The sequence below is a fragment of the Mycobacterium adipatum genome (assembly GCF_001644575.1).
Classification (GTDB): domain Bacteria; phylum Actinomycetota; class Actinomycetes; order Mycobacteriales; family Mycobacteriaceae; genus Mycobacterium; species Mycobacterium adipatum.
This window is the reverse complement of the sequence record NZ_CP015596.1, coordinates 1813575-1838324: the sequence shown is the minus strand read 5'-3', so window position 1 is coordinate 1838324 and position 24750 is coordinate 1813575. Positions and strand designations below refer to the sequence as shown.

23 protein-coding genes are annotated in these 24750 nt (G+C 67.3%); 9 read left to right on the top strand and 14 right to left on the bottom strand.

Annotated elements, in window-relative coordinates; all coding sequences use genetic code 11:
* Positions 1-140: 140 nt before the first annotated feature.
* A complete protein-coding gene (locus A7U43_RS08795) occupies positions 141-1589 on the top strand; it encodes a catalase (protein WP_067993631.1) in 1449 nt (482 codons plus the stop codon).
* A 9-nt stretch (positions 1590-1598) separates the two neighbouring features.
* Here A7U43_RS08795 and A7U43_RS08790 read toward each other — a convergent pair whose 3' ends face one another.
* The 3 genes from A7U43_RS08790 to guaB all read right to left on the bottom strand — a co-directional run bounded on the left by A7U43_RS08790 (position 1599) and on the right by guaB (position 6157).
* Complete coding sequence (locus A7U43_RS08790; RefSeq protein WP_067993627.1) at positions 1599-3356, bottom strand: FAD-dependent oxidoreductase; 1758 nt, start codon at positions 3354-3356, stop codon at positions 1599-1601.
* A 69-nt stretch (positions 3357-3425) separates the two neighbouring features.
* A complete protein-coding gene (locus A7U43_RS08785) occupies positions 3426-4553 on the bottom strand; it encodes a GuaB3 family IMP dehydrogenase-related protein (protein ID WP_197500041.1) in 1128 nt (375 codons plus the stop codon).
* 62 nt (positions 4554-4615) lie between these two features.
* Positions 4616-6157 carry an IMP dehydrogenase gene (gene guaB / locus A7U43_RS08780; RefSeq protein ID WP_067993622.1) on the bottom strand — a complete coding sequence of 514 codons (1542 nt, stop codon included), beginning with the start codon at positions 6155-6157 and terminating at the stop codon, positions 4616-4618.
* A 168-nt stretch (positions 6158-6325) separates the two neighbouring features.
* Here guaB and A7U43_RS08775 point away from each other — a divergent pair, with 168 nt between their 5' ends.
* Positions 6326-6730 (top strand): DUF5319 domain-containing protein, encoded by a 405-nt coding sequence (locus A7U43_RS08775; RefSeq protein WP_067993619.1) that lies wholly within the window; start codon positions 6326-6328, stop codon positions 6728-6730.
* 7 nt (positions 6731-6737) lie between these two features.
* On the opposite strand, the gene A7U43_RS08770 is transcribed toward A7U43_RS08775, so the two are convergent.
* From A7U43_RS08770 to A7U43_RS08760, 3 genes are all read right to left on the bottom strand, one after another.
* Entirely contained in the window at positions 6738-7943 is a 1206-nt protein-coding gene (locus tag A7U43_RS08770) for an anti-sigma-D factor RsdA (RefSeq protein ID WP_067993616.1), read from the bottom strand.
* On the bottom strand, positions 7936-8511 hold the full coding sequence (locus tag A7U43_RS08765; RefSeq protein ID WP_067993613.1) for a sigma-70 family RNA polymerase sigma factor: 576 nt from the start codon (positions 8509-8511) through the stop codon (positions 7936-7938). The genes A7U43_RS08770 and A7U43_RS08765 overlap by 8 nt, the downstream gene beginning before the upstream one ends.
* An 88-nt stretch (positions 8512-8599) precedes the next feature.
* Complete coding sequence (locus tag A7U43_RS08760) at positions 8600-9403, bottom strand: hypothetical protein (protein ID WP_067993611.1); 804 nt, start codon at positions 9401-9403, stop codon at positions 8600-8602.
* Between the two features lie 398 nt (positions 9404-9801).
* On the opposite strand from A7U43_RS08760, the gene A7U43_RS08755 reads away from it, so the two are divergent.
* From A7U43_RS08755 to A7U43_RS08735, 5 genes are all read left to right on the top strand, one after another.
* Complete coding sequence (locus A7U43_RS08755) at positions 9802-10092, top strand: WhiB family transcriptional regulator (RefSeq protein WP_067993608.1); 291 nt, start codon at positions 9802-9804, stop codon at positions 10090-10092.
* Positions 10093-10199: 107 nt separating this feature from the next.
* A complete protein-coding gene (locus tag A7U43_RS08750) occupies positions 10200-10694 on the top strand; it encodes a hypothetical protein (protein ID WP_067993605.1) in 495 nt (164 codons plus the stop codon).
* Positions 10695-10788: 94 nt separating this feature from the next.
* Positions 10789-11433, top strand: coding sequence for a TetR/AcrR family transcriptional regulator (locus A7U43_RS08745; RefSeq protein ID WP_197499981.1), 645 nt, complete (start codon positions 10789-10791; stop codon positions 11431-11433).
* A 48-nt stretch (positions 11434-11481) separates the two neighbouring features.
* On the top strand, positions 11482-11769 hold the full coding sequence (locus A7U43_RS08740; protein WP_067993599.1) for a YciI family protein: 288 nt from the start codon (positions 11482-11484) through the stop codon (positions 11767-11769).
* 293 nt (positions 11770-12062) lie between these two features.
* Positions 12063-12764, top strand: a complete 702-nt coding sequence (locus A7U43_RS08735; protein WP_052543539.1) for a plasmid pRiA4b ORF-3 family protein — start codon at positions 12063-12065, stop codon at positions 12762-12764.
* 7 nt (positions 12765-12771) lie between these two features.
* Here A7U43_RS08735 and A7U43_RS08730 read toward each other — a convergent pair whose 3' ends face one another.
* From A7U43_RS08730 to A7U43_RS08695, 8 genes are all read right to left on the bottom strand, one after another.
* Entirely contained in the window at positions 12772-14094 is a 1323-nt protein-coding gene (locus A7U43_RS08730; protein WP_052545499.1) for an ISL3 family transposase, read from the bottom strand.
* Between the two features lie 115 nt (positions 14095-14209).
* A complete protein-coding gene (locus A7U43_RS08725) occupies positions 14210-14797 on the bottom strand; it encodes a protein kinase domain-containing protein (RefSeq protein WP_067993597.1) in 588 nt (195 codons plus the stop codon).
* A gap of 10 nt (positions 14798-14807) precedes the next feature.
* Positions 14808-15422, bottom strand: a complete 615-nt coding sequence (locus tag A7U43_RS08720; RefSeq protein ID WP_156525868.1) for a hypothetical protein — start codon at positions 15420-15422, stop codon at positions 14808-14810.
* A gap of 105 nt (positions 15423-15527) precedes the next feature.
* Positions 15528-17147 carry a chaperonin GroEL gene (gene groL / locus A7U43_RS08715; RefSeq protein WP_067993591.1) on the bottom strand — a complete coding sequence of 540 codons (1620 nt, stop codon included), beginning with the start codon at positions 17145-17147 and terminating at the stop codon, positions 15528-15530.
* 104 nt (positions 17148-17251) lie between these two features.
* Positions 17252-17554 (bottom strand): co-chaperone GroES, encoded by a 303-nt coding sequence (groES, locus tag A7U43_RS08710; protein WP_036421278.1) that lies wholly within the window; start codon positions 17552-17554, stop codon positions 17252-17254.
* A 160-nt stretch (positions 17555-17714) separates the two neighbouring features.
* Positions 17715-19292: a diol dehydratase reactivase ATPase-like domain-containing protein gene (locus A7U43_RS08705; RefSeq protein ID WP_067993588.1), complete on the bottom strand. Its 1578-nt coding sequence runs from the start codon at positions 19290-19292 to the stop codon at positions 17715-17717.
* Between the two features lie 13 nt (positions 19293-19305).
* Positions 19306-19665 carry a diol dehydratase small subunit gene (locus A7U43_RS08700; RefSeq protein WP_067993585.1) on the bottom strand — a complete coding sequence of 120 codons (360 nt, stop codon included), beginning with the start codon at positions 19663-19665 and terminating at the stop codon, positions 19306-19308.
* Complete coding sequence (locus A7U43_RS08695) at positions 19662-21938, bottom strand: propanediol/glycerol family dehydratase large subunit (RefSeq protein ID WP_082902056.1); 2277 nt, start codon at positions 21936-21938, stop codon at positions 19662-19664. The genes A7U43_RS08700 and A7U43_RS08695 overlap by 4 nt, the downstream gene beginning before the upstream one ends.
* Positions 21939-22183: 245 nt before the next feature.
* Here A7U43_RS08695 and A7U43_RS08690 point away from each other — a divergent pair, with 245 nt between their 5' ends.
* Together A7U43_RS08690 and A7U43_RS08685 are read left to right on the top strand one after the other, a co-directional pair.
* Entirely contained in the window at positions 22184-23617 is a 1434-nt protein-coding gene (locus A7U43_RS08690; RefSeq protein ID WP_067993582.1) for an APC family permease, read from the top strand.
* Between the two features lie 93 nt (positions 23618-23710).
* Complete coding sequence (locus tag A7U43_RS08685) at positions 23711-24739, top strand: PucR family transcriptional regulator (protein ID WP_067993578.1); 1029 nt, start codon at positions 23711-23713, stop codon at positions 24737-24739.
* The last annotated feature ends 11 nt before the right edge of the window (positions 24740-24750 follow it).

The window sequence follows — 24750 nt, the reverse complement described above, 5'->3', positions numbered from 1 at the left end:
ACCTGCATCGTATCAGCGCCCCGACATACCAGCTCGGTGTGCGAATATCGCAGTCTCACAGCAGTATTCGCCGCCAGGTGTCGAATCCGTGAGCACGGGGTACACGGCCTTGCAGTCCGCACGCACGCTCGAGAGGAGCAATGGTGACGAATACACAGCCCAAACCGACCACCACGGACGCCGGGATACCGGTCTACAGCGACGAGCATTCCCTGACCGTCGGTCCCGACGGCCCCATCCTGCTGCAGGATCACTATTTGATCGAGCAGATGGCGAACTTCAACCGCGAGCGGATCCCGGAGCGCCAGCCGCATGCCAAGGGCGGTGGCGCCTTCGGCCATTTCGAAGTGACCGCAGATGTCAGCGCCTACACCAAGGCCGCATTCCTGCAGCCCGGGGCGAAAACCGAGACGCTGACCAGGTTCTCCACCGTCGCCGGTGAGCGCGGCAGCCCGGACACCTGGCGCGACCCGCGCGGTTTCGCCACCAAGTTCTACACATCGGACGGCAATTTCGACATGGTCGGCAACAACACTCCGGTGTTCTTCATCCGCGACCCGATGAAGTTCCAGCATTTCATCCGGTCGCAGAAGCGCCGGGCCGCCAACAACCTGCGCGACCACGATATGCAGTGGGACTTCTGGACGCTGTCGCCGGAGTCGGCACACCAGGTCACCTGGCTGATGGGTGACCGCGGGATCCCGCGCACCTGGCGGCACATGAACGGTTACTCCAGCCACACCTACAGCTGGATCAACGCCGCCGGCGAGATCTTCTGGGTGAAATACCACTTCAAGTCCGATCAGGGCATCGAGTTCCTCACCCAGGACGAGGGCGATCAGATGGCCGGCCAGGACGGTGACGCCCACCAGCGCGACCTGTTCGACTCGATCGAGCGGGGCGATTTCCCCAGCTGGACGTTGAAGATGCAGATCATGCCGTTCGAGGACGCCAAGAACTACCGGTTCAACCCGTTCGACCTGACGAAGGTGTGGCCGCACAGCGACTACCCGCTGATCGATGTCGGCAGGCTGACCCTGGATCGCAACGTCAGCGACTACCACACCGAGATGGAGCAGGCGGCGTTCGAGCCGAACAATGCGGTCCCAGGTACCGGGCTGAGCCCGGACAAGATGCTGCTGGCGCGCGACTTCTCCTACTCCGACGCGCACCGCGCCCGGCTCGGGGTGAACTACCGCCAGATTCCGGTGAACACCCCGAAGACCGAGGTCAACAGCTACTCCAAGGACGGGGCGATGCGGGTCACCAACGTCACCGACCCGGTGTACGCGCCGAACTCCTACGGCGGGCCGAAGGCCGATCCGGCACGCACCGGCGAGCCGTTGTGGCATGCCGATGGCGACATGGTGCGCTCGGCGTACTCACTGCACGCCGAGGACGACGACTGGGGCCAGGCCGGCACGCTGGTGCGCGAGGTGCTCGACGACGCGGCGCGCGACCGGCTGGTCTCCAACATCGCCGGTCACCTCTCCGACGGGGTGTCCGATGCGGTGTTGGAGCGTGCCTTCGAATACTGGCGCAACGTGGACAAGGATCTCGGCGACAGGGTCGCCGCCGCGGTCACGTAGCGGTGAGACTCAGCCGGCCTGCGGCGAGCTGGACAGCTGCGAGTTCACCGGAAAGATCGGCAGCCGACGCAGCGCGGCGGGTGCCTGCGCCGGCACCACGGGCCGGATCGGGGCGATGGGCTCCAACCGGCGATAGGGCTCGCCCTGCGCCGGACGCTGATCCACCTCGCCCTTGTTCGGCCACAGCGCCGCGGCCCGTTCGGCCTGCGCGGTGATCGAGAGCGACGGGTTCACCCCGAGATTGGCCGAGATCGCCGCTCCGTCGGCCACATACAGCGTCGGGTAGCGGTACACCCGCTGGTAGGGGTCGATGACGCCGGTCTGGACACTGTCCCCGATGGCGGCCCCGCCGAGAAAATGCGCGGTGAGCGGGATGTTGAACAGCTCGCCCCAGGTGCCGCCGGCCACCCCGTCGATCTTCTCGGCGATGCGGCGGGTGACCTCGTTACCCGCCGGGATCCAGGACGGGTTGGGCAGGCCGTGACCCTGCTTGCTGTCCAGCATCCGGTAACCGAACCAGGTCTTGCGGGTGAACGTCGTGATCGAGTTGTCCAGATGCTGCATGACCAGCGCGATCATGGTCCGCTCGCTCCACCGCCGCGGATTCAGCAGGCGCAGCGTCCCCCGGCGGTCGGCCTTGGCCGTCGCGACGAGTTGTTTCCAGCGCGGCACATCGGTGCCCTCCGGACCGGTGCCGTCGGTCATCAGGGTCTGCAACAGACCCATCGCATTGGATCCCTTGCCGTACCGGCACGGTTCGACGTGCGTGTCACTGGTCGGGTGGATCGACGAGGTGATGGCCACGCCGTGGGTGAGGTTGAGATCGTCACCGACGGTGAGCCGTCCGGCCCCGACGATGGACTCGGAGTTGGTGCGGGTGAGCACGCCGAGCCGCGACGACAACTCGGGCAGTCGCCCGGTGTCCCGCATCCGGAACAGCAGCTTCTGGGTGCCGTACGTGCCGGCGGCCAGGATCAGGTGATTGGCGGTGAAGGTCTTCTTCCGGCGGCGCAGTTTGCCTCCGGTGCGCACGGTGTGCACCTCCCACACGCCGTCGGGGCGCTGCTCGAACGACCGCACCGACGTCAGCGCATGTACGCGCGCGCCGGCCGACTCGGCCAGGCCCAGATAGTTTTTCAGCAGCGTGTTCTTGGCGCCGTGCCGGCAGCCCGTCATGCACTCGCCGCACTCGATGCATCCGGTGCGCGCGGGGCCGGCACCGCCGAAGTACGGGTCGGGCACGGTCTTGCCCGGTGTCTTCTCACCGTTCTCACCGAAGAAGACGCCCACCGGGGTCGGGACGAAGGTGTCCCCCACGCCCATGTCCTCGGCGACCTCCTTCATGATCCGGTCGGCATCGGTGAACGTGGGGTTGGTGACGACCCCGAGCATCCGCTGGGCCTGGTCGTAATGCGGCATGAGCTCTTCGCGCCAGTCGGTGATATCCCGCCACTGCGGGTCGGCGAAGAAGGGCTCCGGCGGCACGTAGAGGGTGTTGGCGTAGTTCAGCGAGCCACCGCCGACACCGGCTCCGGCCAGGATCATGCAGTTACGCAGCAGGTGGATGCGCTGGATGCCGTACATCCCGAACTGCGGGGCCCACAGGAACTTGCGCAGGTTCCAGGAGGTCTTCGCGAAGTCCGCGTCGGCAAACCGCCGGCCGGCTTCCAGAACCCCCACGCGGTATCCCTTTTCGGTGAGCCGCAGGGCGCTGACGCTACCGCCGAATCCCGAGCCGATGATCAAGACGTCGTAGTCAGGCTGCATCGGACCAGTATGACGCTACCGGCAGGTAACTTTCTAGACAGGAGGGCCTAAGTTGTAAAGAAATCCTGTTCAGGACCCGACCGTCAGGCCGACCTTCTGGAATTCCTTCAGGTCGCAGTAGCCGGCCTTGGCCATCGAACGGCGCAGACCGCCCACCAGGTTCAGCGATCCGAACGGGTCATCGGAGGGGCCGTTGAGCACCTGCTCCAGCGGCGGCCGGGCTCCGAGCGCCACCTGCAGCAGGGCACCGCGCGGCAACGACGGGTGCGCCGCCGCCGACGGCCAGAACCAGCCGTCGCCCTGGGCCTCGGCGGACACCGCCAGCGGCGGGCCGAGCAGCACGGCGTCGGCACCGCAGGCGATCGCCTTGGCCAGGTCGCCCGAGGTCTGGATGTCGCCGTCGGCGAGGACGTGGACGTATCGGCCGCCGGTCTCGTCGAGGTATTCGCGCCGGGCGGCCGCGGCGTCGGCGATCGCGGTGGCCATCGGCACGCTGATGCCGAGCACCTCGTCCGAGGTCGTCACTCCGGAGGTGGAGCCGTAGCCGACGATGACGCCGGCCGCGCCGGTGCGCATCAGGTGCAGCGCGGTGCGGTGGTCGAGTACGCCGCCGGCCACCACCGGCACGTCGAGTTCGGAGATGAAGGTCTTGAGGTTGAGCGGTTCGCCGTCGTTGGCGACCCGCTCGGCGGAGATGAGGGTGCCCTGGATGACCAGCAGGTCGATGCCGGCGGCCACCAGCGCCGGGGTCAGTGCCGCGGCGTTCTGCGGGCTCACCCGCACCGCGGTGGTGACTCCGGCATCCCGGATGCGCGCGACGGCGGCACCCAGCAGTTCGGGATCCAGCGGTGCGGCGTGCAGCTGCTGCAGCATCCGGATGGAGGCCGACTCGTCATCGGCGGTGGCCGCGGTCTCGACGACCGCGGCGATCTTGGCCTCGACGTCGGCGTGGCGGCCGATCAGCCCTTCCCCGTTGAGCACACCCAGACCGCCGAGCCTGCCCATCTCGATGGCGAACTCCACCGACACCAGTGCGTCGGTCGGATGCGCGAGCACCGGGATCTCGAACCGGTAGGCGTCCAGCTGCCAGGCCGTCGAGACGTCCTTGGAGGAACGGGTCCGGCGGGCCGGGACGATGTTGATGTCGTCGAGTTCATAGGTGCGGCGAGCTGTTCTGCCCATGCCGATTTCAACCATGTCACGCATGTACGGGATGCCTTTCGGGCTGCTGAGTTTCCGGTTCCTCGCGCAAGCGCTCGTCAGCGGGCGTAGTAGTTGGGCGCTTCGACCGTCATGGCGACGTCGTGCGGATGGCTTTCCTTCAGGCCCGCGGCGGTGATCTGGACGAATTGCGCCTGCTGCAGATGCTCGATGGTGTCCGAGCCGGTGTAGCCCATCGCGGCACGCAGGCCACCGGTCAGCTGGTGGATCACCGTCGACAGCGGCCCGCGGAACGGCACCCGGCCCTCGATGCCCTCGGGCACCAGCTTGTCCTCGGAAAGCACGTCGTCCTGGAAGTAGCGGTCCTTCGAGTAGCTCTTGGCGGCGCCGCGACCCTGCATGGCACCCAGCGACCCCATCCCGCGGTAGCTCTTGAACTGCTTGCCGTTGACGAAGATCAGTTCGCCGGGCGACTCGGCGGTGCCGGCCAGCAGCGAGCCGAGCATGGCGGTCGAGGCACCGGCGGCCAGCGCCTTGGCGATATCGCCGGAGTACTGCAAGCCACCGTCGGCGATCACCGGGACACCCTTGCGCGAGCAGGCGGCGACGGCCTCCAGGATCGCGGTGATCTGCGGTGCGCCGACACCGGCGACGACGCGGGTGGTGCAGATGGACCCCGGACCCACGCCGACCTTGACGGCGTCGGCTCCGGCGTCGACCAGTGCGGCGGCCGCCGCACGGGTGGCGACATTGCCGCCGACGACGTCGACGCGCTCACCGACGGTGGCCTTGAGCCGGCTCACCATGTCCAGCACGAGCCGGTTGTGCGCATGCGCGGTGTCGACGATGAGGACGTCGACGCCGGCCTCCACCAGGGTCATGGCCCTGGTCCAGGCGTCGTCACCGATACCGACGGCGGCACCCACCAGCAGGCGTCCGTCGCTGTCCTTGGTGGACAGCGGGAACTGCTCGGTCTTGACGAAATCCTTGACGGTGATCAGGCCGGTGAGCTTGCCGTGGCCGTCGACGATGGGCAGTTTCTCGATCTTGTGCCTGCGCAGCAGACCCAGCGCGGCCTCCGCCGAGACACCGGCCTGCGCGGTGATCAGCGGGGCCTTGGTCATTACCTCCGACACCGGCCGGGACTGGTCCACCTCGAAGCGCATGTCGCGGTTGGTGATGATCCCGACCAGCGCGCCCGCCGCGTCGACCACCGGCAGCCCGGAGATCCGGAACCGCGCGCACATGGCGTCGACCTCGGCCAGGGTGTTCTCCGGCGAGCAGGTCACCGGGTCGGTGACCATCCCGGCCTCGGACCGCTTGACGGTCTCGACCTGACCGGCCTGTTCGGTGACCGACAGGTTGCGGTGCAACACGCCCATCCCGCCGGCCCGGGCCATCGCGATGGCCATCCGCGACTCGGTGACGGTGTCCATCGCCGAACTCACCAGCGGGACCCGCAGCCGGATCCGCTTGGTGAGCTGGCTGGACGTGTCGACGTTGGCGGGCACCACGTCGGATGCGGCCGGCAGCAGCAGGACATCGTCGAAGGTCAGCCCGAGCATCGCGATCTTGGTCGGATCATCACCGCCGGTGGGGACCGGGATGGCGAGCGGGACGCTGCTTTCAGCGATCGACATGGGTGGAGCCTCCACTAGCAACAGTCGCGAGTCTAAGAGGCCATTCTATCGGCACTGACCTCGGCGCTCGCGGCCACGCCGCGAGGTGGGTCCACAGTTCGGTCCGCGCGGGCGGCACGCGGGGTGAACCGGTGGCGCGAAAGCAGCGCGGCTGCGTAGGCTAGATGCGTGCGAGATGACCTCCCGCCTGGCCTGCCACCCGACCCGTTCGCCGATGACCCGTCCGATCCATCGGCGGCTCTCGACGCGATCGAGCCCGGGTTGCCGTTGGATGCGCAGGAACGTAGTGCCGTGGAAGCGGACCTGGCCGACCTGTCGGTGTACGAGGCGTTGTTGGCGCACAGAGGGATTCGTGGCCTCGTGGTGTGCTGTGATGAATGCCAGCAGGACCACTATCACGACTGGGACATGCTGCGGGCGAACCTGCTGCAGCTGCTCGTCGACGGTACGGTGCGCCCGCACGAGCCGGCCTACGATCCCGAGCCCGACGCCTACGTGACCTGGGATTACTGTCGCGGCTACGCCGATGCCTCACTCAACGAGGCGGCGTCGGAACCCGACGGATACCGCTGAACTTTCGTCACTCGCCGTCGGCGGGCACTGGCACCGTGGTGGTCGTGACCACCGCCGGCGCGGGTGCTTCCTGCACGGGTTCGGCGGCCGGCGCTGACGTGACCGCCGGCGCCTCCTGTACCACCGGCGCCTGCTGCTGAGTGCTGGGCGGCGCAGCCGGCGTCGAGGGCGGCGCAGCCGGCGTCGACGCGGGCGCGCTGGCACGCGGCGGCGGAGCCACCGACGTCGACTGCGTCACCACGGTGGTGGTCGTGGTCGTCGTCGGCGCGGTGGTCGTCGGCGCGGTGGTCGTCGGCGCTGTGGTGGTCGTCGCAGTCGTTGACGGCGTGGTCGACGGGGCCGAAGTCGCGGTCGGCGAGGTTGTCGTCTCGGTGGCCGGACTGGTCGACGTGGCGGTCTCCGACGTGCTGGTCGTCGATGTCGTCTCCGAGGTCACCGTCTCCGAGGTCGTCGTCTCCGAGGTCGTCGTCTCCGAAGTCACCGTGGTCGAGAGCACTTCGGGGCCCGGGGTCGTGGTGACCGTGACGGATTCCTCGATCACCGGCATGGGCAGCAGCGTCAGCGGTGAGGCGGGCAGCTCCGGCAACGGCTCCCCCGGCGGGGGCAGGGTGGCGGCGGGGTCCTGCTCGACAACCTTGTAGGTCAAGGCATTCCACTGCTGGATCAGCTCTTGCTTCTGCTCGACCCGATCGACACTCTGCACCGTCGCCGACAGCGCGGCGAGCTTGTCCTGCGCCTGGTCCCACTGACCCTGATCCACCAGTTGCTGCACCTGGGCGAGCTCGGTCTGGGCGGCCAACACGACGGCGTCGTCACGGGTGGCCCGCTCGTCACCGAAGAACATGCTGCGGATCGGGTACAGACCGTCGCCGGGCCCGGCCGCGAAAACCGCGGTGCCGAAGCCGCCGAGACAGAGCACGGCGGCGGCCGCGGAGCCGACGACCGCCAGCCCGAACCGGTTGCGCCGCGACGGTGCCGCGGTGGCATCGACGAGGGCCGCGCCGGCCTCGGCAGGTGTCACGACGTGGTCCATCGGGACCTGGCGGACCTCGTCGCGCCAGCCCGACAGCAGGAACGCGAGGTCGGCGTCACCGCGGTCGGTGGAGAATACCGGCTGCTCGGCGGCCAGTGCGTCCAGGAACTTGTCGGCGCGGTTGATGTCGTTGAGGGAGGGGTCACCGCCGTTGGCGGTCCAGCGACCGAAATCAGGCATGTTCACCTCCCGTTGTGATCTCCGACTTCAGTCGGGCTAGCGCGCGGTGCTGGGCGACCCGCACCGCGCCTGGTGTACTTCCGACCGCTTCCGCGGTTTCCTCTGCACTCATCCCGACGACGACGCGCAGGATGAGGATCTCGCGCTGCTTTTCCGGAAGGATGGCCAGGAGCTTCTCCATCCGGGCCGAGGCGTCGGCGTCGATGGCCAGCTGTTCTGGGCCGGCCTCGCCGGAGAAGCGCTCCGGCACGTTGTCGGTGGGCTCAGCACGGTTGCGCGCCGAAGCCCGGTGGGCATCGGCAAGCTTGTGCGCAGCTATGCCGTACACGAAGGCCAGGAACGGACGTCCCTGATCCTTGTAGCGCGGCAACGCCGTGATGGCGGCCAAGCACACCTCCTGCGCAATGTCGTCTGCGGACAGACCACTTCGTTCAGCTGACCCGATCCGTGCCCGGCAGTACCGGACGATGATCGGGCGGATGGTCTCCAAGACCACCCGGAGAGCTTCACGATCCCCCGCCACGGCATGAGCGACGACAGCATCGAGACGTTCTCCCGAAATTGTCATCGTGGTTGATCTCTCCAGCGTTACGGATGGGACTTCAGCGGACGTTTGCGTCAGATAAACACTAACGATCGAGCAGGGGTGAATCGTCTCAGCGACGCGACCACACGCCGCCTCCGCGTCGCACTGTATCGGCGGCGGCGTCCCGTACGGCGGCGACCTGCGGGGCGGAATGCGTGGTACTGCCGATATCGGCGAGCAGACATCCCAGCGCCCAACGCAGCGGGATCAGCGCGAACCGGTCCGTCTCAGCGAACGCCGCGTCGGCCACCTCGCGCGCGTCGTCGAGGCGGCCGGCGCAACACAGGGCGGCCGCCAACACCACCTGTGATTTGACGGTGTGGCGTATCGAGCCGAGCTTGTCGGCCAGCGTCACGGCGGTCTGGGCGTGCGCGACGGCGGCGGTGCCGTCGCCGCCGGCCATGGCGAGTTCCGCGGCCACCCACTGCAGCCGGACCGGCAGCCGAGGCGGGGCGGGGGGTGCGAGCAGCTCGCGGGCGCGCTGCAGCAGCCGCGCGGAGGCGGCCAACCGTCCCACGCCCAGGGCATCGGCGGCGAGACCGACGAGGGCGTCCACACCGGCCTCGGGATCGCCCCCGGCAAGCAACCAGGCCCGGCCGTCCCAGCCACGCGCCTGATCGTGTCCGCCGAGCTGGCGTAGGAACGACGCGCGGGTGCTGTGCGCCAGGGAGTGCGTCGGTCCGGGTGGTCCGGTGCGGATGATCTCGTCGAGTTCGTGAAACGCGGTGCCGTAGTGCCCCTGCCCGCCGGCGGCGACGGCGCGCAGCCAGCGCTCCCGCGCAGAGCCGGCCGTCGGCAACGGCCAGAGCTGCGGCGCGGCGCCGAAGGCGGCGTCGGCCAGGCGGTCGGACACGGAGGATTTCGGGCTGGCCATCGCACCGGACGCTATCAACGCCGGCGTGATGGGCCGAAAAGAGTGACCAATTCGACCTTGGTTAACAATTGGTGGTCGGCACGTTACCAATAGGTCAACGGGCCGCATGGCGTCGAATTTGCCGAATTGATGCGAGCTGGGGAAATGCGGTTCGGCGACCACTCGCCGACGGGCCCGAACCACCCGGCGCATTGCCCGCAAGTGAACATGATGAACGTGACGTAAATTCATACCCTGCAGTTATGCCTTTTCGCGGTGAGCCTGGGTATTGACGGTTTTTCGGTAGCCCTTCTACGTTGTGTGCACGAGATGTCATCGGCGACATGAGCTCGGTTCAGTTCCGCGACTCACGCACTTCACGCGTTTCGTGAAATGGGTGCGACGAGAGGGGTTTTCATATGCCACAGCCGCAGCAACTGCCCGGACCCAACGCCGACATCTGGGATTGGCAAATGGCGGGTCATTGCCGGGGAGTCGATTCGTCGATGTTCTTCCATCCCGACGGGGAGCGTGGTCGCGCTCGGGCACAGCGCGAGATGCGGGCCAAGGAGTTGTGCCGCACCTGCCCGGTCATCACCCAGTGCCGCTCGCATGCCCTCTCGGTCGGCGAGCCCTACGGCATCTGGGGCGGCCTGTCCGAGTCCGAACGCGAACTGCTGCTCAAGCGCGGGATGCGCCGCAGCGCCTGACCTCAACTCTGCGCGAGCAGACGCATATGGCCTCTCAGACACCCGTTTGAGAGGCCATATGCGTCTGCTCGTGTAACTCGGGCACGCCCGGCGCCGATCAGACTCGTGTGAACTCCCTACGGCTGGCAGGCGCCGCCGCGTTGGCGACCGCCGCCGTCCTGTCCGCCGCTCCGGCCCACGCCGCACCGCTGCCCGACGTCTGCGTGCCGGCCGCCGTCGTCGACGGCATCTGCACCATGCGCTTGACCTCGGTGACCACCGATGCCGTCAACGGGACGCTCACCGGCACGCCGCTCGCAGGCACACAACCGATCACGTTGGCCGGACCGGGCGAGGCATACCTGCCGTCGGTGGGATTCGGCGCCGCGCCGCCGGAGGCCGTGCGCACTTGGGACAACACCATCGAGCAGGTCAGTGGCCTCGACGTGTCCCCCGCCGATCCCAACTGGTACGGCAATGCCAAGGCCCGGGTGTTCCTGCCCAGGACCCTCAACGACATCGCAACCCGGCTGCCACCCGGCAGCCTGCTCGTCGGGTTCCGATCCGAGCAGGCGCAGCCGGGCGCATACCAGCTGGTGTCCATCCAGCCCGTGCTGCGGTAGCCGCTTGCCTGGATAGGACGATTGTCCTACCCTGATCCTCGCGTAGGACAAGTGTCCTAAAACTGAGGTGCGAGGAGGTCGGATCCGTGCTGCCGTGGGCCTGGCCGGGCCGGCCACTGTGGATGAATGCCGCGCACCCGGCGGCCGAAGCCGCGGGTGCCGAACCATGACCACGACGCCGACCCGGGACCGGATCGTCGAAACCGCCGATCGACTGTTCTACGAGAACGGCTTCGAGCGCACCTCGTTCGCCATGATCGCTGCCGCCGTGGGGATTTCGCGGGGAAATTTCTACCACCACTTCAGGACCAAGGACGAGATCCTCACGGCGGTGATCGAGTCCCGCCTGGGGGCGACCCGCGCCATGCTCGACGAATGGGAGGCGATGTCGGCCGACCCCGCCGAGCGCGTGCGGCAGTACGTGGAGATCGTGATCCGCAACGAAGACGCCATTCAATTGCACGGATGTCCGGTCGGGACCCTCACCGGCGAACTGAGCAAGCTCGACCACCCGGCCCGCCGGCAGGCATTGGAAGTGTTCGAGATGTTCCGCGACTGGCTGGTGATCCAATTCGGCCTGCTCGGCCGCGCGCGCGACGCCGAGGATCTGGCGCTGCACGTGCTGATGTTCAGCCAAGGAACGGCGACCGTCGCCAATGCGTTTCGCGATCCCGCCTGGACCCGCCGCGAGGTCGACCGGTTCCAGCGGTGGCTGCGCGACGAACTCGCCACCTCGTGACGACAGACCTGCCCCCTGCCCAAAACCGCTGCTGCACAAGGAGTATCGATGTTCGTCGTTCTTCTCCGCTTCGCCGACAACAAATCTGCTGCCGCCGACCATATGGCCGCTCATCGCGACTGGGTGCAGCAGGGTGTCGATGATGGTGTACTCGTGCTGGTCGGCGGCATCCACCCCGGCGTGGGCGGCGCACTGATCGCCACGGGCATCTCACGCGAGGAGATCGCGCAGCGCGTCGCCGACGACCCGTTTGTGGTGCACGAAGTCGTCGGCGCCGAAATCGCGGAGATCGAACCGAATATCACCGATCCGCGGCTGACGTTCCTGGCCGGCTGAACGATCCTGCACAACCACAATCGTTGCGCAGCAGACGAAGGTATTGAGGCCAAGTCGAGTGGCGCAGGAAGCGGTCCTCAATCTAGGGATCTAGGGCGACGCCCGATTGCGCACCAGCGGTAGCACACACGCTCTGCACGATGCTTCGAAAATGATCCGCCGTAGATCTGAGTGAATCAGGCTCTTCATGATTGAGGGTGTAGAACGGTCAGCTGCTGTCGGCCTGTGATTGGGGTGTCTGGTTGGCTGGGTGTGTGCCGGAGGAGAAGCGGAAGAGTAAGAGGAAGAGCGCGGTGTCCGGGGGTGGTGTGGACCTGTCGATGCTGCAACAGCTGATGGCCGATGCTGGCCGGGATTTGTTCGCGGGAGTGTTCGATGAACCGACACCCGAGGTGGGAGCTGTGCCGGAGCGTGTGCGGGGTTTCCGGGTGCGGGTCGACCTGATGTACGCCAAGCCGCCGATCTGGCGTCGTCTGGTCCTGCCGGGTGACCTCGTGCTCGATGAGCTGCATGACGTGCTGCAGGTTGCGATGGGCTGGCAGGACGGTCATCTGCATAAGTTCGGTGTCGGGGCGGACCGGCGTACCCGTGCCTACTTCGTCACCAGATTTGATCTCAGCGAAGGCGACGACGGTCTCGTCGAGGACGGTGTGCGCCTGGATCAGGTGGTCTCCGGTAAGGGCGACCGGTTGTTCTATGACTACGACTTCGGCGACGGATGGGAGCACGTGCTGGTGGTCGAAGACGTTCTCGATGATCCACCTTCGGCTCCGGTGTGCCTGGCGGGCAAGATGGCCTGCCCGCCGGAGGATTGTGGTGGCTTGGGCGGCTATGAGGAATTGGCTGCGTGGGTTCGTGGCGGGTACGACCCGCGGGCAACACCGATGGGGCTGGGTGCGCAGGAGATGCGCGACTGGCTGCCCCGAGGCTGGCACCCCGATCGTTTCTCGGTGACCGAGACCAATGACGCTCTGGCCGCGTCGAATATGCGTTGAGGACTCTTCACTGCCGAGGTGCAAGGAGCTGAGTTCGGAAGCCTCCGGTCTCGAGCAGTGACCGGGCGATGTAGTTGGTGAGGTTGCGGAAGCCCAGCGCGGATCCGCGCAGGTGTTCGAGGCGGCCGTTGATCGCTTCGGTGGGCCCGTTGGAGGTGCCGGGGCGGTCGAAGTAGGCCAGCACGTCGGCGGCACGCTTCTTCAGGGTCCGTCCCAGGGTGATCAGTTCGGTCAGCGGCTTGGGAACGCCGGTGCTCAGCGTGGTGATCAGCGCCGCCATCATCGTGCGGCCTTTCGTGCGGTCGGGTTCACGATACGCGGCCACGGTGCGCTGATACATCTGCCAGGTGGCCTCGACTTCTGCGTGGGCGTCGGCGGCGAACAAGGCGGCCAGCCGGGTGCGCTGGCGGTCGGTGAGCAGATCGGCACCGGTGTGCAGGGTGCGTCGGCAGGTGTAGAGCGGGTCGGACTTGCGGCCGCGGTGCCCACATGTCGCCAGCTGCACCCGGCGGCGGCACTCATCGAGGGCGTTGCCAGCCAGGCGCACCACGTGGAAAGGGTCCATCACCGTCGCCGCCTCGGGCAGTTCCTCGGCGGTAGCGGTCTTGAACCCGGAGAAGCCATCCATAGCAACAACGTCCACGCCGTCACGCCAGTCCTGCGGCCGCTCGGCCAACCAGTCCTGAAACGCCTTTTTTGAGCGACCCTCGACCATGTCGAGCAGCCGAGCCGGACCGGTCCCGTCACGCACAGGGGTGAGATCGATGATGACGGTGACGTACCTGTCACCGCGACGGGTGTGCCGCCAGACGTGCTCATCGACGCCGATCACCGCCACGCCGTCGAAACGGGCCGGATCGGCGATCAGCACCCGTCGGCCTTCTGCCAGCACCGCGTTGTTGGCGGTGTTCCACGACACCGCGAGCGCTTCGGCGATGCGAGCCACGGATAGATGCTGGCAGACAATGGCTTCCAGCGCCCACCGCAGAGCACGCCGCGACAGCTTGGCACGTGGTTCGGCCATCCTGGTGGTGTCTTGTCGCCACACGTGGGCGCAGCCGGCGCACCGGTAGCGACGGATGGTCACCAGCAGTGTGGTGGGGCGCCACCCGAACGGCTCATGGGCCAGAGTACGGGTGAGGCTGTCGCGTGGGATGCCTTCTTCGCCGCAGCGACGACACCACCGGTCCTCGTCGGTCACCCGGCACGCCAGCACAGCACGGCCGGGCTCAAGGCGTTGTCCGGTCACCTGCAGCCCAAGTTCGTCGAGGCGGCAGAAAGTCGTCAGGTCAGCGCAGGCGAAGCCCGCCCGACCGGTAGCGTCAGGCACGTCGAGGTCTTTCGGATGAGGAGTGTAGGAACCCTCATTTTCGAGAGACCTCGACCTCTATCCCGGCAACGACGCGCCAACCACCTCTACACCCTCATCTGTGAAGAGCCGTGAATCAGGCCGGAGCGCCATCCGGCTCGGTGTCCAGATCTTCGACCGCTTTTACTATCTCCAGGACCGTTTGATACCGCTGCGCCGGATCCGAATGGGAACACTTCTGGACGATCTCAGCCAACGGAGTGGAGTCGGAGATGAGGTGGCTTACCCCCTTGAAAATGTACGAGAGAACGATTCCGACAACGTAGATGTCGTTGACGGGCTCGAAATCCTTGAACCTATTAAGAGCGGGATCCACAAATGTTCCGCGGATCTCGGTTTCCGTCCTGGTGAAATCAGATTCTTTCGGCTTTGCCAATCCGAAGTCCGACAATTTGACCGTCACGGCCCCGTCAGAAAACACCCGCAGAAGGATATTTTTCAGGCTCAAGTCACGGTGGCAGATGCCTTTGAGATGAAGGTAGTTCAGTCCGTACAGGAACTGGAGAGCGATCCTGCGGCGAACGCTGAAGTCAAACTGCGGCTGGTTGTTTCGACGTTTGACGTACTCCTCCAGCGTGCTCTCGCAGAACTCCATGAGGTAGGAATTTTCCACCTCGTTGTACCGGTAGACCTTGAGAATGTAGGGAAAGTCCAGGCCCTTCATGATTTCGTACTCACGACGGAACCGCTCGACGTCCCCGATCGTCGGCGGTCGACTTCAGCTTCTTCCTGGCGAAGGTGATGTCGTAGTTCGGATCCACAAATTTGTGCACCAGCGCGAAAGACCCCTCCCCCACTGGAACGAGCGAAACACGCGAGTGCTCGGACAGTTCGATCGCAGCATCGGCCAAACCAAAAATGGTGTCATACTTTTCCAGAACCACGGGCGCAAAGCCCTCGGGTATCGGACTCCCGCCACTGTCGACCAGCCAGTCCTTTGCAGTGTCCAGTACCCGCTGGTATTCGGGGGACACCGTCAGCGACTTGCCGACCTTTTCCAAGGCCGCTCTCAGTTCGGCCACCTCGTCGATGAGATTGAGCAATCTGCGACTGTTGTCAGCGTTGAAGTGCCCTCCGGCAAACGGACCTCCGCTGCGCGCTTTCTGGTTCAAGAACTCCAGCTCGTTGTCGAGCCGCTCATGGATCGATGCGAACGCCCGCTCCACGGGAGCATCGAGGCCCCACGACGGCGGGGTCAGGTACATGTCGAGGTAGTCCTGATCGACGGGTTCGTCGCTGTTGTACTGCCTCAGGACCCGTTCCAGGCGTCGCTCCGCTGGTGAAACCACCGTCACATTGTGTCAGGATGCTGAAAACAGGGCGCCGCTCGCCGGTGCCCGCACGAAAACGCCCCCGGCCCAACAGGACCGGGGGCGTCTCCGTAGAGCTATGACCTAGTGGGCGTGACCGTGATGCCCGTGGTCGTGATCCTCTTCCTCGGCCGGCTTCTCCACGACAGCCGTCTCGGTGGTGAGAATCATGCGGGCCACCGACGCGGCGTTGAGCACCGCCGAACGGGTGACCTTGACCGGGTCCACGATGCCCTCGGCGAGCAGATCACCGTAGGTCAGGGTGGCGGCGTTGAAGCCCTGCCCGCCCGGCAGCTCGGCGACCTTGTTCACCACGACGGCACCGTCGAGACCGGCGTTGGTGGCGATCCAGAACAGCGGGGCCGACAGTGCCGAGGAGAACACCTCGAGGCCGAGCAGCTCGTCACCGGTCAACGATCCGCGCAGCCCGTCGAGCTCCTTGCGGACCTGCACGAGCGCCGCGCCACCACCGGTGACGATGCCCTCTTCGACGGCCGCCTTGGCCGCCGCGACGGCGTCCTCGACGGCTTCCTTGCGCTTCTTCAGGTCGGTCTCGGTGGCCGCGCCGACCTTGATCACCGCGACACCACCGGACAGCTTGGCCAGACGCTCTTCGAGCTTCTCGCGGTCCCAGTCCGAATCGGTGGCCTCGATCTCGCTGCGCAGCTGCGACTTACGGGCCTCGATGGCGTCCTGGGTGCCCGCGCCGTCGACGATGACGGTGCTGTCCTTGGTGACCACCACCCGTCGCGCCGAGCCCAGCACGTCCAGACCTGCTTCGCGCAGCGACAGACCCACATCCGGGTTCACCACCTGTGCGGCGGTGACGACGGCGAGATCCTCCAGGAAAGCCTTGCGGCGGTCACCGAAGAACGGCGCCTTGACGGCGACGGCCTTGAGCGTCTTGCGGATGGCGTTGACGACCAGCGTCGACAGTGCCTCACCCTCGACGTCCTCGGCGATGATCAGCAGGGGCTTGCCGGCCTCGGCCACCTTCTCCAGCAGCGGCAGCAGGTCGGGCAGCGAGCTGATCTTGTCGCGGTGCAGCAGCACCAGCGCGTCCTCGAGCACCGCTTCCTGGGCGTCGAAGTCGGTGATGAAGTAGGCCGAGGTGAAGCCCTTGTCGAAGCCGACGCCCTCGGTGACCTCGAGTGCGGTCTCCATGGTGGAGGATTCCTCCACCGTGACGACGCCGTCGGCCCCGACCGTGGTCATCGCCTGGCCGACCAGGTCGCCGACCAGGCCGTCGCGCGACGACACGGTGGCGACCTGCGCGATCGCCTTCAGGTCGCTGACCGGCGTGGCGGCGGCCAACAGCGCCTCCGACACGGCGTCGGCGGCCTTGCTGATCCCCGCGCCCAGTGCGATCGGGTTGGCACCGGCCGCGACGTTGCGCAGCCCGGCCTTGACGATGGCCTGCGCCAGCACGGTTGCGGTGGTGGTGCCGTCACCGGCGACGTCGTTGGTCTTGGTGGCCACCGACTTGACCAACTGGGCACCCAGGTTCTCGAACGGGTCCTCCAGGTCGATCTCGCGGGCGATGGTGACACCGTCGTTGGTCACCACGGGTCCGCCGAAGGCCTTGGCCAGCACCACGTGGCGGCCACGCGGGCCGAGCGTGACGCGGACGGCATCGGCGAGCTTGTCGACGCCGGCCTCCATGGCGCGACGCGCAGTTTCATTGAATTCGATCTGCTTGCTCATAAATGTCCTTTGATGTGCCGAGCCCCCGTACACCGGGGGCAATGCATACCGCCCCGGACATCACCCGCTCGAACGCGGGGATATCCGGGGCGGTACACGGGTGCTTACTTGTTGACGACAGCCAACACGTCACGCGCGGAGAGGATCAGGTACTCCTCGCCGCCGTACTTGATCTCGGTGCCGCCGTACTTGCTGTAGATGACGGTGTCACCCTCGGCAACGTCCAGGGGGATCCGCTTCTCGCCGTCCTCGTCCCAGCGGCCGGGGCCAACTGCGACGACGGTGCCTTCCTGCGGCTTTTCCTTGGCGGTGTCCGGGATGACCAGACCGGAAGCGGTCGTGGTCTCGGCCTCGTTGGCCTGAACGAGGATCTTGTCCTCGAGTGGCTTGATGTTGACTGCCACGATGGGAGCCCTCCACTTTGTTGGGTCGGAGTCCGGATTGGCTCCGGGTCCTCTGGTTTTCAGGTGTTCGGCATGCGTCCACACCTTCGCTCCGTCGTCGCGGGTGCCGGCGCTGGGGCTGGCCGCGTGCCACCTAGCACTCTATACATGAGAGTGCTAGCACTCAAGGGTGGGCTGTGCGGGGGTGATCGCCGCCGGCCGCCAGCACGACGAGCCCATACGCCACCGCGAAGCGGTGACCCAACCCACCAGCGACGTTGCCACGCCCCACGGTGACGTCGCGGCCGAGTTGCTCGGTCAGCGCCCGGACGAGTTCGTCGTCGCCGGCTCCGCCGCCAACCAGCAGCACCCCCGTCGCCCCGGACGCGACCTGCTGCACACCCCGGGTCACGTTTCCCCCGATCACCAGACGCTTGGCCGCCAACCGCCAGCTGCGCCACTCCGCGCCGGAGAGCGCGGATGTGAACGGCAGCAGCCCGCTCGGCGCCGCGGTCAGCAGCCAGCCCGTGCAACGACCGTCGATCGGCGCGTCCAGGAACCGGCGCCGGCCGTGTTCGTCCTCCACCAGCTGCACCGTGACCGCGGTGACCGCCTCTGCCCGCTTGGCGTACTCGGCAGCACTGATCGAGATGTCCAGTGCCGTGGCCGTGGCCACCGTCAACAGCTGCCCCGCCCCCGGTAGCACCGCCCGGCCGTCGGCGGCCACCACGTCGACGGTGCCGCCGCCGACGTCCACCACCACGACACCGGCCGGGATACCGGGGGTGGTCAGCGCGCCGGCACGCGCCGCGTCGGCTTCGGATTCGATGCGGGTGACCGGCACCCCCAATGCGTCGGCGAGCGCGTCGGCATCGGCAGGCGCACCCCCGGCTGCGCCCATCGCCGCCATCACCAGACTGTCGGCCGTCACCGACCCGCGGCGCGAATTGGCCTGCGCGGCAATGTCGGCCAGGTACACGATGTGTGCCGGCCCGGAGGGCAGCTCGGGCGGAGGCGCCGACTCGAGCCGGCCGGCCGTTTCATCCAGTGCCACCACCGCACACACGCTGTCGAAGAGCTGATCGGCGACGACCCTGGCGTCGGCGCGTTCGTCATCACCCAGCCCGAAGGTGTCGGCCAGCCAGAACGGATCGGTGAGCCGCTGCAGCGGCGACACCCCTTCGCGCACTTCGACGGCGACCAGCTGGGCCGCCAGCACACGCTCGATGTCGACGTCGTCGACGACCGGCAGGGCGGTCACCAACCGGTTCGACACCAGCACCGCCTCGTCATTGGCGGTCAGCACCGCGGCGACATCGCGGCCCGCGCCTACGGCGGCGTTCACCCATCCGGCGACCTCGGCGTAGCCGTGTTCGGGCCCCGCGCAGGCAATGACGGGCCGGCCCGGCTCCACGGTGTCGAGACGCTCGACCGACACCGGGGCGCCGGCGCCGACCGCGTCACCCGCGGTGGTCGCCGCCGCCCGGGTGACGATGGTGAGCCGACCGGTGCGCGGCACCTCCAGCTGGACACGTTCGACGGTCGAGTGCACCGGAGGGGTCGGCGCGAAAGCTGCCCTGTCGACGGTCAGACCGTGTTTGTCGGCGAGCCGTCGGACGAGTTGGGCCGCACCCGCAACCGCCCGCAACGAACCCTTGCCACCGCGCGTCGGGGTGCGCGCACTGGTCACCACGTCGCGATCACGACACAGCACCACCTCGGTGGTCGCATTGCCGATATCGACACCGGCCCACAGTGTCATCGCAGCAGGCCGGTCATCGCAGCAGGCCGCGCCGCCGATACACGACGGCGGCCTCGCGAACCAATGCCGCGCAGGTGGGGGCGTCATGGGCGTCGAGCCGCTCCGCCAGCTCCTGCAACTCGTCGAACGACGAACGACCCGGGCGCAGCGCCTCGTAGGAGGCCAGCATGTCCGCCGCACTCAAGGCGGTCATCTCGGCGGCGCGACGCAGGTTCAGACCCAGCTGCATCGATCCGCTGCGCTCCGCTTTCTCCGCCTGCATCAGCAGGGTCTGCCGGCTGATGCGGATGTCGTCGAGGGCGAGTTCGCCGTTGCAGGCGGCCTCGACGGTCACGTCGGTAACGCTGCGGCCCGAGTGCGAAAGCGCGGTCATCGCGTGAACTCCATGTCCGTGTGGGTGGGGCGTTCGCGGCCCGGCAGCGCCGGGCATTCGGCGCGTTCGATGGCAACCATGGACACGACCCGGGTGTGGTAGCGCGCCGTGATCGCCTCGTCGCTGTAGGCGTTGCGCATGGGCGACGGGGTCGCGCCCTTGGCATGCCGGCCCGCGTTGATCCCGATGATGCGGTACATCTCGGCAGTGATGAGCGGCGCCACGCTGAGCAGTTCCAGGTTGGCCAGCGGGGGCAGGTCACGACGGTGAATCAACGTGGTGCCCTTGGCTTGCAGGCCGACCCCGATGCCGGAACCGGACAGCCCCGCGGCGGACTTGCCGATCGATCCGAGATCGATGCTGTCGGCGATCCGGACGAGCCGGGGCACGCACTTCTCCTCCTCCAGACCGGCCAGGATCTGCTCGAGAGCGTCGTAGATCGTCATCCCCGACAGCGTGCGGAACAGCTTGGTGCCGAACGCCGGCGACACACCGACGACGACTTCGCGCGGATCGGCACCGACCAGGGACGGGCCGAGCACCCGCAGACGTTCCGGCTCCGCGAACGCCGCCTGTTCCCGGACGAGGTCGGTCACTGAGCGGGCCTGCCGCACGGTATCGATCTGGGCCTGCCGCTCGGGGGTGGGCCGGTATCCGGTTCCGGGCCCGCGGTAGTGGTTCGGGTCCTCCAGCGCGGACAGCACGTTCATCTCCTCGTCGAAGATCGCCGCGGTCTGCAGGTAGTCGCCGATCACCCGGGCCCGCGACATCCCCAGCACCCGGTCGGCAAGGTCGGTGAATCCGGTCTCGGCGAGCGCGGTGACGACATCGAGCACCGTGAGCCCCGACTGGTCGATCATCCGGGCCGCACTCAGCACCTTGACCCCGTCGTTGTCCGGCAGGTCCTTCGACCCAGCCGCCCCGACAACGGCTTCCACGTGGTCGTCGTCGAAGTCGGCCAGGCCGAGATATTCGAACACCGCCCGGGTGGCTTCGGCGGCCTGGCGGCGCATGGACTCCAGCGTGGTCGGGTCGCAGGACCGCAGGCCGCCGTCCACGCCCCAGTCCCGCTGCATCACCAGGTAGTCATCCAGGTCGTCGGCGTTGAAGTTGGACGGCCCGAACATGTTGTCGTAGGGCACGATCGATCCGAAGCCGGAGAAGATGAAGTCCGATCCGGACAGCAGCGTCGGCAACGTGCGACTGGTGCGCCGCATGGTGGATTCACTCATCAACGAGTCGTTGCCACTGCAGGATTCGAGCCCACGCAACATCACCATCAAGTTCTCGGCGTGCAGTTCCTTGACCCCGCCGGGCACCGAGGCGGTGATCGCGGCTCCGTCCACCCCACCGTTCTGCACACCCTGCGCGCCGATGCCCTTGGCCAGCGCGACACATCGGGCCTCCAGGTAATTCATCGACTTGCCCTCGGCGGCTCCCATCAGCACCTCGGAGCCCGCACCGCTGGACAACCGCATCTTGATGCCGCGCGACGCGTAGGACGATGTCAGGAACGCCTTGGACCACGGGGTGTCGTCACCGTCGGTGAAGACCTGCTCGGTGCCGTACACCGATACCGTCTCGGCGTACGAAACCAGCCCACGCACACCGAGTTCCAGTTCGCGGGCCTCCTCCACCGAGCACTGGGTCAACGCACCGGGGGCGGGTACCTGGGACCCGATCAGCAGGCCGACCGCCACCGCGGGCGCATCGTCGAGCACGGGGACGGTCGCCTCCAACTCCCGGAAGCCGTACAAGACAGCGGTCGCCGCGTCGGCGGCGATCAGCAGTGGATCGTCGAGCCGGTTGGTGACGTGGGCCTGGTTGGCGGGCGTGCGCCGGGCGCGCATCTTCATCATCGCCATCTGGATCTCGACGGGGTGCAGCATAGCCACGACGCGCGCCATCTTCGCCGGGGTGAGCCCCGAACACACCGTCAGGACATCCGCGCGCGGCACGCTGGAGTCGACGATGAGCCGCGCAAGCTCGACCTCGTCCATCGCCATCGATGCCGGAGCCTGTGCGTGGTCGACGGCGTAGCGCACGACGAACTCGTCGATCGCGTCGAACTCCGCGGCCGGCGTGGAGTCCATCTCCAGCACCGTGCCGTCTTCGTCGACCACCCAGGAAGGCTCCGGGTCGTTCGGCGAGAGGTGCGAGATCATGCCCAGGTCGGGGTCGGGTTCGGCGAAGCCGTCGAGATTGACGCGCTGCTCGTCGAGGAGACGAATGCGACCGAGCCGGCGATCCGGTTCGGGTTCGGGGCTGTTCACGGTGGGCCTCTCTCGTCGCGTGTGCACACAGCATCGGCCAGGCGCTCGGGGCGGACAACGGTACGACTCGAGCTTCCAACAACATGTGTGAGAAGAGCACATATTGCCCCCCAAATCTGTGACCGGATTACAACAAGATGTTGGAAAGTGACGAAGACCGCTGGCAGACACCGCCGCCGTCTCGCAGACTTTCCCCCGAACTCGGCGCCGACGAACCGTCGCGCCGCGGCCAGAGGAGGATCCCGATGTCCGAAGTACTCAATACTGGCGAAAGTCCTGGTGGCGCGACGCCACCGGATACGCGCGGCCGCCTGCGGGGCAACCTCGGCGTGCCCGCCATCGTGCTGATGGTGGTGGCCGCCGCGGCACCGCTGTCGACCGTCGGCGGCAACGTCCCCATCGCGATGGTGCTCGGCGGTTCCACGGGCATCCCGGTGGCGTTCCTGGTCGCCGGCGTCATTTTCCTGCTGTTTGCCGCGAGCTTCGTGGCCATGTCGAAGTACGTCACCGACACCGGCGCCTTCTACGCCTACATCCAGAAGGGCCTCGGCAAAGCGGCCGGTACCGGTGCCGCCGTACTGGCGCTGCCCGCCTACCTGGCGACGCTGCTGGCGGTCGCCGCGTACGACGGCGTCATCCTGGCCGGCCTCTTGGAGATCGTCGGCGCCCCGGCGGTGCCGTGGTGGGTCCTGACCGGGCTGGTCCTGCTCATCATCGCGTTCCTCGGGTACCGCGATATCGAACTCAGCGCCAAGGTGCTGGGCATCTTCCTGGTCTCCGAGGTCGCCATCCTGGTCATCCTCGATCTGGTCATCGTGCTCCAGGGCGGCGAGAAGGGCATCACCGGCGATTCCTTCACCCCGTCGGGCATCAGCGGGGCGTTCGGCATCGCGCTGCTCTACGCCCTGTGGGGTTTCGTCGGTGTCGAAGCGACGGCAGTCTTCCGGGACGAGGCGCGCGACCCCGACCGCACGGTCCCGCGCGCCACCTACTGGGCCGTCGGGATCGTGGCCAGCTTCTACGCGTTCTCCAGCTGGGCGCTGGTCGAGGGCAACGGCGGGAACGACGCCATCCAGGTTGCCACCGACGACCCGGACAACTTCATGGTGAACACCGCCGAGAAGTACCTCGGCATGCTGGGCAAGGACCTCACCACCCTGTTCTGGTTCGTCAGCGTGTTCGCCTGCGCGCTGGCCTTTCACAACATCTGCTCGCGGTACACGTTCGTGCTGGGCCGCGACAACGTGCTCCCGAAGCGGCTCGGCGAGGTGCACCCCAGGCTGGGATCGCCGGCCAATGCCTCGGTCGTGGTCTCCGTGGTGTCGATCGTGATCATGGGCGTGTTCGTGGTGATCGGGCTCGATCCCGTGCTGCAGATCTTCGGCCCGCTCGGTGGGCTGGGCATCTGGGGGCTGTCGATCCTGTGGCTGCTCACGACGATCTCCGTCGGGTTGTTCTTCAAGCGGCGCGGCGGACCGGCGAACGTCATCGTCCTCGCCGCGGTGGCCACGATCGTCCTGGCGGCGGCCGTGGCGCTCATCATCGCGAACCTCACGCTGGTCGTCGGCGGTTCCACCACCCTGGCGATCATCTTCGGCATCGCGCCGGTGGTGTTCCTCGCGATCGGCGCGGCCCTGAGCGGACGGGTACCCGACGACCTGGCGGTCGCGAAGTCCTGATCGCCAGGAGCCCCCTCGGCACGTCGCGGGTCGCTGATACCGTCGGAATCCGGCGCGTCAGCGACCCGCCGATTTCGAGAGGAAACGGGCGATATGTCTGCGGGTGCGTCACTGACCGTGGCGGAGGCCTTGACCATCCCGCCGCTGGATCAGGGTTCGGTCCTGGCCGGGCATCGGGGGCTCACCCGTGAGGTGTTGTGGGTCGACATCATGCACGCGCCCGCCGAGGACTTCGTGCGGCCCGGCGATTTCGTCCTGACCACCGGTACCGATGTCCGCCAGCCCGGGGTACGTGAGTTCCTCACCTTCCTGATGTCCTCGCCGGCTGCCGGGGTGGCACTGGGCGGGCCACCGGATATCGACACCCGCGACCTGTTGGCCACGCTGGTTCCATTGGCCGACACCCACGAATTCCCGTTGGTGATGTTGCCGTGGGAGGTCCCCTTCGCCGACATCCAGCGCCAGCTGTTGCCGCTGCTGAATGCCGCGCCCGTCGATGCCTTGATCCAGATGGTCATCGGCCGGCGCGAGGACCACGACCCGCGGTGGGCCGAACACACCGAGACCTTCGCCCACACCCTGGCCCAGCTGGCGCACACCTACGGGATCACCACCAGGACCTCGATCACCGAGGACCTGGTGATGATCCACCTGTCCGCACCGCTGCCCGCGTCGGTGGGCTCCGAGCTGGTCGAGTCGGCGCGGCGGCCCAGCGGCCTGCCCGACGGTCTGGCCAGCTGGGTGCTGCTGCCGCCGGAGCACAACGGGTCCGTCACCGTCGCGCCCGTTCCCGACGGCCCGATCGGACCGCAACAGTTCGCCGAGGTGCTGCGCCAGCACCCCCGCAGCATGGCGACCATCCTCAAAACGCTGCAGCCGCTGGTCGATTACGACAAGACCCGCCGCGGCCAACTCGTGCACACGTTGGAGATCCTGCTCAACGAGGCCGTCAACACCAGTGCGGCCGCGCGAGCGCTGTTCCTGAATCGGCATTCGCTGCTGTACCGGATCAAACTGATCGAGGACCTCACCGGGTTGTCGCTGAAGAATCCCGCGGATCGCTTCCAGTTGGAGGTCAGTGTGCGCGTGCACCAGATCAACGAGGCGCGCAGCGATCACTGAGCGGCGATTGC